The organism is Roseomonas sp. USHLN139 (genome assembly GCF_037145735.1).
GTDB lineage: Bacteria > Pseudomonadota > Alphaproteobacteria > Acetobacterales > Acetobacteraceae > Pseudoroseomonas.
Window position 1 is genome coordinate 20,990 of record NZ_JBBCWY010000010.1, and the last position, 11,047, is coordinate 32,036.

The 11,047-nt window shown below is 71.9% G+C and carries 12 protein-coding genes and 1 riboswitch; of the genes, 6 read left to right on the forward strand and 6 right to left on the reverse strand.

Annotation, left to right across the window (positions count from 1 at the left end):
* Positions 1–175: 175 nt before the first annotated feature.
* The 3 genes from WFI16_RS22120 to ggpS are packed head-to-tail and all read left to right on the forward strand — an operon-like array spanning position 176 to position 3,578.
* The gene (locus WFI16_RS22120) at positions 176–1,306 is read left to right on the forward strand and encodes an NAD(P)H-dependent glycerol-3-phosphate dehydrogenase (RefSeq protein WP_442970723.1); all 1,131 of its coding nucleotides are present in this window, start codon (positions 176–178) and stop codon (positions 1,304–1,306) included.
* Complete coding sequence (locus tag WFI16_RS22125; RefSeq protein ID WP_419900024.1) at positions 1,303–2,058, forward strand: HAD-IIB family hydrolase; 756 nt, start codon at positions 1,303–1,305, stop codon at positions 2,056–2,058. Before WFI16_RS22120 ends, WFI16_RS22125 begins: the two co-directional genes overlap by 4 nt.
* Positions 2,055–3,578, forward strand: a complete 1,524-nt coding sequence (ggpS, locus tag WFI16_RS22130) for a glucosylglycerol-phosphate synthase (RefSeq protein ID WP_419900025.1) — start codon at positions 2,055–2,057, stop codon at positions 3,576–3,578. The genes WFI16_RS22125 and ggpS overlap by 4 nt, the downstream gene beginning before the upstream one ends.
* 204 nt (positions 3,579–3,782) lie before the next feature.
* Here the strand turns inward: ggpS and WFI16_RS22135 are convergent, their stop codons facing one another.
* The 6 genes from WFI16_RS22135 to WFI16_RS22160 all read right to left on the reverse strand — a co-directional run bounded on the left by WFI16_RS22135 (position 3,783) and on the right by WFI16_RS22160 (position 8,626).
* Entirely contained in the window at positions 3,783–3,929 is a 147-nt protein-coding gene (locus tag WFI16_RS22135; protein ID WP_419900026.1) for a hypothetical protein, read from the reverse strand.
* Positions 3,930–4,003: 74 nt separating this feature from the next.
* Positions 4,004–5,473 (reverse strand): cobyric acid synthase, encoded by a 1,470-nt coding sequence (locus WFI16_RS22140; RefSeq protein ID WP_419900027.1) that lies wholly within the window; start codon positions 5,471–5,473, stop codon positions 4,004–4,006.
* A gap of 2 nt (positions 5,474–5,475) precedes the next feature.
* The gene (gene cobO, locus WFI16_RS22145) at positions 5,476–6,075 is read right to left on the reverse strand and encodes a cob(I)yrinic acid a,c-diamide adenosyltransferase (protein ID WP_419900028.1); all 600 of its coding nucleotides are present in this window, start codon (positions 6,073–6,075) and stop codon (positions 5,476–5,478) included.
* Positions 6,072–6,581 (reverse strand): bifunctional adenosylcobinamide kinase/adenosylcobinamide-phosphate guanylyltransferase, encoded by a 510-nt coding sequence (gene cobU / locus WFI16_RS22150; RefSeq protein ID WP_419900029.1) that lies wholly within the window; start codon positions 6,579–6,581, stop codon positions 6,072–6,074. The genes cobO and cobU overlap by 4 nt, the downstream gene beginning before the upstream one ends.
* A gap of 253 nt (positions 6,582–6,834) precedes the next feature.
* Positions 6,835–8,142 (reverse strand): methyl-accepting chemotaxis protein, encoded by a 1,308-nt coding sequence (locus tag WFI16_RS22155; RefSeq protein WP_419900030.1) that lies wholly within the window; start codon positions 8,140–8,142, stop codon positions 6,835–6,837.
* On the reverse strand, positions 8,117–8,626 hold the full coding sequence (locus WFI16_RS22160) for a PAS domain-containing protein (protein WP_419900031.1): 510 nt from the start codon (positions 8,624–8,626) through the stop codon (positions 8,117–8,119). Before WFI16_RS22160 ends, WFI16_RS22155 begins: the two co-directional genes overlap by 26 nt.
* A gap of 157 nt (positions 8,627–8,783) precedes the next feature.
* Positions 8,784–8,998: riboswitch (cobalamin riboswitch) on the forward strand.
* A 302-nt stretch (positions 8,999–9,300) separates the two neighbouring features.
* Here WFI16_RS22160 and WFI16_RS22165 point away from each other — a divergent pair.
* The 3 genes from WFI16_RS22165 to cobW are packed head-to-tail and all read left to right on the forward strand — an operon-like array spanning position 9,301 to position 11,027.
* Positions 9,301–9,552 (forward strand): hypothetical protein, encoded by a 252-nt coding sequence (locus tag WFI16_RS22165; RefSeq protein ID WP_419900032.1) that lies wholly within the window; start codon positions 9,301–9,303, stop codon positions 9,550–9,552.
* Between the two features lie 33 nt (positions 9,553–9,585).
* Positions 9,586–9,999: a DUF1636 domain-containing protein gene (locus WFI16_RS22170; protein ID WP_419900033.1), complete on the forward strand. Its 414-nt coding sequence runs from the start codon at positions 9,586–9,588 to the stop codon at positions 9,997–9,999.
* Entirely contained in the window at positions 9,996–11,027 is a 1,032-nt protein-coding gene (cobW, locus tag WFI16_RS22175) for a cobalamin biosynthesis protein CobW (RefSeq protein WP_419900034.1), read from the forward strand. Before WFI16_RS22170 ends, cobW begins: the two co-directional genes overlap by 4 nt.
* Positions 11,028–11,047: the final 20 nt, after the last annotated feature.

Consider the following 11,047-nt stretch of genomic DNA (forward strand, 5'->3'; position numbering starts at 1 on the left):
AGAGAGAAATATACTTTTCTTGCCGCATTTCGGTCACATTCTGGACTTGAATTTTGCGGCGCAGCAACGCAGCTTAGCCCCTCCATAACCTTCAGCGAGCATATCCGCCGCGGCCTCCTGCCGCCCATCACCTGAATCCAGCGGCCCGCGGCCGCCAAAGACGGAGGGCCCTTCCGTGCGCCACACCGGATCCGCCACCCCGAATGCCGACTTCCACGAACCCGCCCCCTATGGCCGTGTCGCCATCATCGGCGGCGGCGCCTGGGGCACCGCCCTGGCCCTGGCCGCCGAACGCGCCGGGCGCCGCACCAGCCTCTGGCTGCGCGAGGCCGAGGCGGCGGCGCAGATCGCCCGCACCCGCCACAACCCCTTCCTGCCCGGCCACCGCCTGCCCGAGTCGATCGCCGCCACCACCGACCTGGCGGCCGCGCTGCGCGGCGCCGAGCTCGCCGTGCTGGTGGTGCCCTCGCAGCATCTGCGCGGCATCGCCACCCGGGTCGAGGCGCTGCTGCCCGAAGGCGTCCCCGTCACCCTCTGCGCCAAGGGGATCGAGGCCGATACCGGCGCGCTGATGACCCAGGTCATCGCCGAGGAGATGCCGGGCCGGCCGCAGGCGGTGCTGTCCGGCCCCTCCTTCGCTGCGGAAGTCGCCGAGGATCAGCCGACCGCCGTCACCATCGCCGCCCCCGCCGGGCCGGACGGGATCTTCGCCGAGGGCCATCCGGCCGCGCGCATCGCGGTGACCTTCGCCAGCCGGCATTTCCGCCCCTATCTCTCCGACGACCCGGTCGGCGTCGAGGTCAGCGGCGCGGTGAAGAATGTCCTCGCCGTGGCCTCTGGCATCATCGACGGGCGCGGCATGGGCGCGAATCCGCGCGCCGCCCTGCTGGCGCGGGGCCTGGCCGAGATCAGCCGGCTGTCGGTGGCGCTCGGCGGCCGCGCCGAGACGGTGCTGGGCCTGTCGGGCGCCGGCGACGTGATCCTGACCTGCTCCTCGACGAAATCGCGGAACTTCTCCTTCGGCCAGGCGATCGGCGCCGGGCGCGCGCCGGACACCGCCCGCGGCGCGGTGGTGGAAGGCGTGGTGAATGCGCGTTCCGTCCTGGCGCTGGCCCAGAAGCGCGGCGTCGCCATGCCGATCTGCGAGGCGGTGGACCGCGTCGTGCATCACGGCCTGCCGGTGGAGCGCGCCATCGCCGCCCTGCTGACCGGCCCGCTGCGCGCCGAGCCGCGCGCCCTGGAGCACCGCGCCAGCATCGCCCATCCGGCGACGGAAGCGCCGCGCCAGGAAAGGGTCTTCGCATGAAGGGCCCGCTGAACCTGGTGCTGGCCACCGACCTGGACGGCACCTTCCTGGGCGGCAGCGAGGCCGAGCGCCGCGCGCTCTACCGGGAGCTCGAGGCCCGCGACGACGTGCTGCTGATCTTCGTCACCGGCCGCGACCGCGACTTCATCCGCCAGCTGGTCGAGACCCCCGGCATGCCGCGGCCGCGCTACATCATCGGCGATGTCGGCACCTCGGTCTTCGACGGCGAGACTTTCCTGCCGATTCCGACGCTGGAGGCCGAGATCGTTTCACGCTGGAACGATGCCGGCGCCCGGGTGCGGGAGATGCTGTCGGCGGAGCCCGGGCTGCGCCCGCAGCCCACCCCCTTCCGCCACCGCGTCAGCTACTACTACGACCCGGAGCAGCTGCAGCCACGCACCGTCGCGCGCATCGAGGCGGCCGGCTTCGACTGCGTCCTCTCGGCCGACACCTATCTCGACGTGCTGCCGCGCGGCATCGCCAAGGGCCCGACCCTGCTGCGGCTGGTGCATGCCCTGGGCCTGCCGGCCGACCGCGTGCTGACCGCCGGCGACACCATGAACGACCTGTCGCTGTTCCAGACCGGGCTGAAGGGCGTCGCCGTCGGCAATGCCGAGCCGCGGCTGCTCGCCGCGCTGGACGCCCTGCCGCCCGACCAGGCGCGGCTGGTCCACCGCCCCCGCGCGGATGGCGCCGCCGGCATCGCCGACGCCATCCGTCATTTTTCCCTGCTGCCGGAGGCCGTGGCATGAGCAACGCCGTCCCGAACAAGTCGTCCCTGGTCATCGTCTATCACCGCCAGCCCTATGAGGAGGTGGTGGAGAACGGCCAGACCGTGTTCCGCCCGAACCGCAGCCCGAACGGCATCGTGCCGACGCTGAAATCCTTCTTCCGCCGCACCGCCCCGGGCGCCGGCGCCTGGGTCGCCTGGAAGCTGGCCAGGCCCGGCGAGAGCTTCGAGCGCGCCGTGCATATCGACGACGTCAATGGCGGCTACACCGTCTCCCGCCTCGGGCTGACGGCGGAGGAGGTCGAGAGCTTCTACCACGTCACCTCGAAGGAGGCGCTGTGGCCGGTGCTGCATTCCTTCCCCTCGCTGTTCCACTACGACAACGCCGATTGGGATACCTTCCGCGCAGTGAACCGCAAGTTTGCGGAAGCGGCGGCGGCCCAGGCCGAGGACGACGCGGTCATCTGGGTGCATGACTACAATCTCTGGCTGGTGCCGGCCTATCTGCGCCAGCTGAAGCCGCGGGCGCGCATCGCCTTCTTCCACCACACGCCCTTCCCGGCGGCGGATGTCTTCAACATCCTGCCCTGGCGGCGCGAGATCCTGGACAGCCTGCTGGCCTGCGACCTGGTCGGCTTCCACATCCCGCGCTACGCCCGCAACTTCGCCGAGCTGGCGCGCGCCCTCGCCGGCGCCGAGATCGCCGAGACCCGGCCCGTCGACCCGGCCTTCGCCGCCCCCGGCCAGGCCCTGTCCGAGCCGGACATGCCGACGCTGCTGCGCCAGGGCGGCCGCCGCATCCGCCTGGACAGCGCCCCCGTCGGCACCGATGCCGCGCTGATCGGCAGCGTCGTCGAGCGCCCTGCGAGCCGCGCCCAGCAGCAGGAGATCCGCGAGGGGCTGTCCGGCCGCCGCATGATCATGGCGGTCGGCCGCACCGACTACACCAAGGGGATGATCGAGGCGCTGCAGGGCTTCGAGCGCCTGCTGGAACGCCGCCCCGCGCTGATCGGCGAGGTGAAGCTGGTGGCGACCTCGGTGCGCGCCGCGGCGCAGATGAAGGTCTACGAGGACACCCAGCGCGACATCGAGGCGCTGGCCGGCCGCATCAACGGCCGCTTCTCCAAGCTGGACTGGACGCCGGTGGTGCTGTTCAGCAACTCGATCCCCTTCGAGACCCTGCTGTCCTACTACAACGTCGCCGATATCTGCCTGACCACGCCGCTGCGCGACGGGCTGAACCTGGTAGCCAAGGAATTCGTCGCCGCCAAGCGCGGCAGCCCCGGCTCGCTGATCCTGTCGGAATTCGCCGGCTGCGCGGTGGAGCTGCCGCAGGCGGTGCTGACCAACCCTTACTCCAAGCGCAATCTGGACCGCGCGCTGGACGAGGCGCTGGACATGCCCGCCGCCGAGGCCGCCGCCCGCATGCAGGCGATGGAGAAGGCCGTCCACGACTGCGACATCGCCTGCTGGGCGGATCACATCTTTGGCGAGTTCGAGGCGATCGGGTTCGAGAGCCGCTCGGCGGCGGTGGCTGCCTGAAGGCAGGAACAGGCTGGGGGAATGAATTCCCCCAGACCCCCTTCTTTCTTCTGAGATGACTGCCGTGTCCAGGTGGCGACGGCAGGCGAAATGGCCAGTCGACAGCGCGACCTGCAGGGGCGCGCTGTTGTCATGTTCTGCCTTCAGGCTTTCGCGACGCTCCGGGGGAAGCGCCGGTCAGCCAGGGGCCGTTCCCTGGCCCAGCTACCGCCCTTCCTTCGCCAGCCGCAGGCATTGCACCAGCCGGGGCGCCCCGCCGCGGAGGCGCTCCTCGCGGTAGAGGCGGGCGGTGCGCTCGGCGAGGCTTTCGGGGCGCGCCAGGTTCTTCAGGCTTTGCATCAGCAGGGTCATGGCCGGGGGTCCATCGGGTTGCGCTGATGGAGAAACGCCGCGGCGGGGCTCGCAGTTTGCTGCTCCCGCAACCGTCATCTCGCTTTGGAAAGAGCCAGCAGCGAGTCGATCTTCAGATGCTGCTCGAAGTGCGCGGCCAGGGCATCGAGGGTGGCCTCGATCTCCGCCTCGTGCCGGCGCGGGGCAGCACGGGCGCCGAGTCGCGCCAGCCAGGCGGCGCGCTGGGCGTCATCGGCGAAGAAGCCGTGGACATAGGTGCCGGCGACCCGGCCATCGGCCGAACCCGCGCCATCCAGCCGGCCATCCTCGAGGCGCAGCAGCGGGCGGGCCGTGTCGGGGCCGGTGGTGCGGCCGATATGCATCTCGTAGCCGGCGAAGGGCAGATTGTCGGCGAGGCTCTGCCCGCGCGCCGGGGAGAGCTGCTTCCGGCCGGCCAGCACCGTCTCGACCTGCAGCAGGCCGAGGCCGGGGACGCTGCCCGGCGGCCCCTCGGCGCCCTCCGGGTCGTCGATGCGGGTGCCGAGCATCTGGTAGCCGCCGCAGATGCCCAGGATCCGGCCGCCACGGCGGTGATGCGCCAGGATGTCGATATCCCAGCCCTCGGCCCGCAGCGCCGCCAGGTCGGCGATGGTGGCCTTGGAGCCCGGCAGGATCACCAGGTCGGTATCACCCGGCAGCGGCATGCCGGGGCGCAGCATGATCAGCTCGACGCCCGGCTCGGCGGCCAGCGGGTCGAGGTCGTCGAAATTGGCGATTCGCGGCAGCAGGGGGACGGCGATGCGGCAACCACCCCCCGCCCGCCGTGGCAGATGGTCCAGCAGGTCCTGCGCGTCCTCGGCCGGCAGGCGGCGGGCGGCGTCGAAGAAGGGCACCAGCCCGCAATCGAGCCAGCCGGTGGCCTGGGCGATGGTCGCCATGCCCTCCGCGAACAGGCTGGCATCGCCGCGCATCCGGTTGACGATGAAGCCACGGATCAGCGCGGCATCCTCGGGCGCGACGACATGCTTCGTCCCCACCAGCGCGGCGATCACCCCGCCGCGGTCGATATCACCGACCAGCACCACCGGCGTCCCCGTCGCCCGGGCAAAGCCCATATTGGCGATGTCGCCGGCACGGAGGTTGACCTCCGACGCACTGCCGGCGCCCTCCACCAGGACGATGTCGGCCTCCGCCTGGAGCCGGGAAAAACTCTCCAGCACGAAGGGCATCAGCGACGGCTTCATCGCCTGGTAGTCGCGGGCGCGGGCCGTCGCATGCACGCGGCCCTGCACCACCACCTGGCTGCCGGTCTCGCTCTGCGGCTTCAGCAGCACCGGGTTCATGTGGACGCTGGGCGCCACGCCGGCAGCCCGCGCCTGCAGCGCCTGGGCGCGGCCGATCTCGCCGCCATCGGCGGTGACGGCGGCGTTGTTCGACATGTTCTGCGGCTTGAACGGCCGCACCACCAGCCCGCGCCGGGTCAGCGCGCGCGCCAGCCCGGCCACCAGCAGCGACTTCCCCACCGAGGAGCCGGTGCCCTGGAACATCAGCGCCGCGCCGCGCATGGTCAGAACTCGATGCCTTCCTGCGCCTTCACCCCGGCGGCGAAATGGTGCTTGCGCGGCAGCATCTCGGTGACCAGGTCGGCCGCCTCCATCAGCGCCGTCGGCGCGTTGCGGCCGGTGACCACGACATGCAGCATCGGCGGCCGGTCCATCAGCCCGTCGATCACCTCCTGCAAAGGCAGGTAGTCGTAGCGCAGCGCGATGCAGAGCTCGTCCAGCACCAGCAGGCCAAGCCCCGCCTCGGCCTTCAGAGCCATCGCCTTGTCCCAGGCGCGGCGGCAGGCGGCGACGTCGCGCGCGCGGTCCTGGGTCTCCCAGGTGAAGCCCTCGCCCATGCTGTGCCATTCGAGGCCCGGCATGGCCTCCAGCAGCGGCCGCTCGCCGGTGCTCCAGGCGCCCTTGATGAACTGCACCACGCCGACCCGGCGGCCGCGCCCCAGCATGCGCAGCGCCAGGCCGAAGGCGGCGGTCGACTTGCCCTTGCCGGCGCCGGTATGGACCATCAGCAGGCCCTTCTCGACCGTCTTGGACGCGACCTCGGCATCCTGCACGGCCTTGCGCTTCGCCATCTTGTCGCGATGGCGGTCGGCCTCCTCGGTCATGCTTCCCCCTTCATCACCAGCGGCAAGCCGGCCGCCACGAAATGCACCTGCGCCGCCCGGGCCGCCAGCCGCTGGTTCAGCAGCCCGGCCTGGTCGCGGAAGGCGCGGGCCAGCTTGTTGTCGGGCACGATGCCCAGCCCCACCTCGTTGGCCACCAGCACGGTGGGCGCGGCGCGGCGGTCCAGCGCCGCCTCCAGGGCGGCGGTCGCGGCGGCGACGTCATGCTCGCCCAGCATCAGGTTGGTCAGCCAGAGCGTCAGGCAATCCACCAGCGCCGGCCGGTCCGCCGCCTGCTCCAGGGCGCCCGGCAGGTCCAGCGGCGCGCCGATCGTCGCCCAGCGCGCATCCCGCCGCGCCTGGTGCTGCGCGATGCGCTCGCGCATCTCACCGTCCCAGGCCTCGGCGGTGGCGATATAGGCCCAGGGGGCCGGATGCCGCGCCAGCAGCGCCTCCGCATGGCGGGACTTTCCGGAACGGGCGCCGCCGAGGATCAGGGTGAAAGCCATGCGGCCGGGGTAGAAGGTCGCAAAGGCAAGCGGAAGGCCAGGGGGAACGAATTCCCCCTGGACCCCCTTCTTTTTTCTGCGGTGACTGCCGTGTCCAGGTGGCGACGAGGGGCGAAACGGCCCGGTCGCAGCGCAACCTTCGAGGATGCGCCATGGCGCCCCGCCGGGACGCCATGGTGTCGCCTGGGGTGAGGTGCTGCCGGCCAAACGGCCAACAGAACAGAAAAATCCCGGGGAATCATTCCCCTGGCCTTCAGACCGCCTTGCGCGCCTGCCCCATGAACACGCCCACCTCGGCGCTGAGGCGCTCGGCCTCCCCCGACAGCCCCACCGCCGAGTCGCGCATCTCCGTCGCGGCCCGGTCGGTCTGGCTGGCGGCGAGCCGCACCGCCTCGATGTTGCGGGCCACTTCCGCGGTGCCCTCGGCCGATTGCTGGACGCTGCGGGCGATCTCGGCGGTGGCGGCGCTCTGCTGCTCCACCGCGGCGGCGATGGCGGTGGCGACCTCGTCGGTCTCGCGCACCGTCGCGCCGATGTTGTTGATCGCCTCGATCGCCTCGGCCAGCGCCTGCTGCATGGCGCCGATCTGCTGGGTGATCTGGTCGGTCGCGCGCGCCGTCTGGTTGGCCAGGCTCTTCACCTCGCCGGCGACCACGGCGAAGCCCTTGCCCGCTTCGCCCGCACGGGCGGCTTCAATCGTGGCGTTCAGCGCCAGCAGGTTGGTCTGCGCGGCGATGCCGTTGATCAGCTGCACCACCTCGCCGACCTGCTGGGCGGCGCCGTTCAGCCCGGCCACCGTGCCATTGGTCTGCTCCACCGCGCCCACCGCCGAGCGGGCGATCTGCGAGGCGCGGCCGACCTGGCGGGTGATCTCCGCCACCGAGGAGGAGAGCTGGCGGGCGGCCACCGCCACGTTCTGCGAGCTGGCCTCGGCCTGGTGGGTGGCGGCGGCGGCGGCCTCGGCGCGGGCGCTGGTCTGCTCGGCGGTGCCCGACATCGCCTCGGCATTGCCGCGCAGCGTGGTCGCCGCCGTCGCGACATTGGCGATGACGCCGCCGACCCCGCGCTCGAAACCGTCGGCGAAGGTGCCGAACTCGGCCGCCTTGGCCTCCATCAGCCCGGCGCCGGCATTCAGGTCGCGCGCGGCGGTGCGGAAGCTGCCCGGCAGGCCGCGCAGCAGCACCTTGCGGTAGTAGCGGCCGGAGGTGGCCGCGCGCATGGCGCCGGCGGATTCGCGGACGAAGGCGTCGGTGATGTCCAGCATGGCGTTCACCGCGCCCTGCAGCCGGCCCAGCGGGCCCGGTGCGCGCAGCTCCAGCACCCGCGCCTCGAGCTCGCCCAGGGCGGCCGCCTCGCAGACCGCGGCGGCGCGCAGCATGGCCGCCTGCTGGCGCGCCAGCGCGAGGCCGGTCCAGCCGGTGGCGGCGAGCGTGGCGAGCGCGGGGGCGAGCGCCACCCAGCCGCCCTCGCCCAGGGTCAGGCCGGCCAGGGTCGCGCCGGCGCCGAGCGCGGTCGCGCCCAGCGGCAGCCGGGGATCAGAGAGAAAAGACGAAGCGTTCATAGCTCACCCCCTGCTGGGCCAGGAGCTGCTGCAGCGCCGTGCCGCCCTGCTGCATGCCCTGCTTGCGGTCGGGGCTCGCGGCCTCGGCGCGCAGCAGCTGCTGGTAGATCGGCTGGATGCGGGCCACCTGCGCCGGGTCCGGCCTGCGGCGGTTGGAATGGTAGCCGATGACGGTGCCACGGGCGTCGCGGGTCGGCGTCGCATGGGCGAAGACCCAGTAGTGGTCGCCATCCGCCGCCAGGTTCAGCACGTAGCCGAAAAATTCCTCGCCCTTCAGCAGCGTGTCCCAGAACAGCTTGAAGACGCAGCGCGGCATGTCGGGGTGGCGCACCAGGCTGTGCGGCGCCCCGATCACTTCCCGCGGCGTATATTTGGAAACACGCATAAAGACGTCGTTGGCGTAGAGGATGCGGCCCTTGGGGTCCGTCTTGGTGACGATCAGTTCTTCCTCGCCCAGCGGGGCTTCCCGACCGGTCGGGGTCACTTTTTTTCTGGACATCTGCCTGGGATGCTTTCGCGTCGTCTTTGATCTGCCGGGCGGACCATAGGCGAAGAATTGTTAACCATTTCCTAGACGGATCTTTGGCGGAGGCCCGCCCGCCGGCGGCCGGGCGGCGCGTTTGACACCCGGGCGCGCCGCCGCCTAGGACAGGATCGATGGTCCTTCCGAAGGGAAGGTGAAAAGGGAACGCGGTTCCCGGGGTGGCCCGCCAGGGCGGCTCTGCAATCCGCGGCTGCCCCCGCAACTGTGTGCGGAGAGCGCCTGGCCGACATGCCACTGGGGGTTTCCCTGGGAAGGCCGGCCCGGCGCGTTCGATCCGTGAGCCAGGAGACCTGCCATCGCCAGCGGATCGTGCCACCGGGCGGGGTGCCTCGGGACGGCAGCGGGATGCCGGGAGCGAATCCCGGCATGTCGACCCGGCTCGTCATGGCCCGGGCGGTCGATGCACCTCATGCGGTCCCCTGCGGGCCGCCGCGACAGGTGCCCGATGCGCGACGTCCCGCCGCTCCTTCCTGCCCGCTCCGCCCCGCCGGTCCGCCGGAATCGCGGCCCTGCAACCCGCAGCCGGGGCTTGGCGTTAGCGCCGGCGATGTGGCCTGCGCACGAGGTCGTGAGGGGACCGGGCGCGCGGGTCGGCTTTGGCGGGGGGATTCCGCATGGGCGGGACCATACGATTCGCGGCGGTGCTGCTGGCCGCCCTGCTGCTGGCCGGCGGCGGGCGCTGGTATGCCTATGTGACCAACAGCAGCAGCCCCTACGACGAGGTGGGCACGGCGCTGAACGGCTACATGCCGGCGCCGCTGCGCGGCTGGGGCTGCGGCAGGCTGCGCGCCAGCTTTCCGGGCGCCAACATGCCCCCGCTGGGCTGCCAGCGGCCCGACCAGCCGAACAGCTGGCGGGACGTCTGATCCTTCGGTCCGTGCTGCGCGGCGGTGCCGCGCATGGCTGACCTCCCCGTCCTGACCGCCCTCCCTGTCCTCACCGTCTGCACCAGCTGCCGCGCCGGCCAGACCCTGGCCGAGGGCCAGACGCCGCCCGGCCGGCTGCTGCACGACGCCCTGGCCGAGGCGCTGGGCGCGCATCCCGCGCCGCCGCTGGCGCTGCGCGGCGTCGCCTGCATGGCCGCCTGCAGCCGCGGCTGCACCGCCGCCATCGCCGCGCCGGGCAAGTGGACCTATCTGCTGGGCGGGCTCGGCCAGGACCAGGTGGACGACCTGCTGACCTATGCCGCCGCCTATGCCGCGCATGCCAGCGGGGCGCTGCTGCCCTCCCGCCGGCCCGAATCGCTGCGCGGCGCGGTGATCGCGCGGCTGCCCGACCTGACCGAACCCCCCGCCAAGGACACCGCCGCATGAGCGACCTGCAGAAGATCCCGGCCACCATCGTCACCGGCTTCCTCGGCGCCGGGAAGACCACCCTGGTGCGCCACCTGATGCAGCATGCCGGCGGCCGCCGCATCGCCATCATCGTCAACGAGTTCGGCAGCCTCGGCATCGACGGCGACACGCTGAAGAATTGCGGCATCCCCGGCTGCGAGGAGGAGAACATCGTCGAGCTGGCGAATGGCTGCCTCTGCTGCACCGTCGCCGACGACTTCCTGCCCACCATGCAGGCGCTGATCGAGCGGCCGAACCCGCCCGAGCACATCCTGATCGAGACCTCGGGCCTGGCCCTGCCGAAGCCGCTGATCAAGGCCTTCAACTGGCCCGGCATCCGCTCCCGCGTCACCGTCGACGGGGTGGTCACCGTGGTCGACGGCCCGGCGGTGGCCGAGGGCCGCTTCGCCGACGACCCGGAGGCGGTGGCGGCGCAGCGCGCCGAGGACCCCTCGCTCGACCACGACAACCCGCTGGCCGAGGTCTATGAGGACCAGATCAATGCCGCCGACCTGGTGGTGGTGAACAAGGCCGACCTGCTGGATGCGGCGGCGCTGGCGGCGCTGCGCCAGGAGATCGCCGCCCGGCTGCCGCGCGCGGTGAAGGTGGTGGCGACGCGCGAAGGCGCGCTGGAGCCGGCGGTGCTGCTCGGCCTCAACGCCGCCGCCGAGGACGACCTGGCCGCCCGCCCCTCGCACCACGATGCCGAGGATGGCGCGCACGAGCATGACGATTTCGATTCCATGCTGCTGGTGATGCCGGAGTTCCCCTCCCCCGAGGCGCTGATGGCCCGCCTGCAGGCGGCGGCCGAGGCGCATGACATCCTGCGCCTGAAGGGCTTCGTCCGGATCGCCGGCAAGAAGGCGCGGCTGGCGGTGCAGGGCGTCGGCCGCCGCTTCCGCCACAGCTACGACACCGACTGGGTCGACAACCGCGAAGGCCATCTGGTGGTCATCGGCGAGACCCATATGGACCGCGAGGCCATCGCCAAGATGATTCTAGGCTAAGCTGGCACGACGTCCGCCCG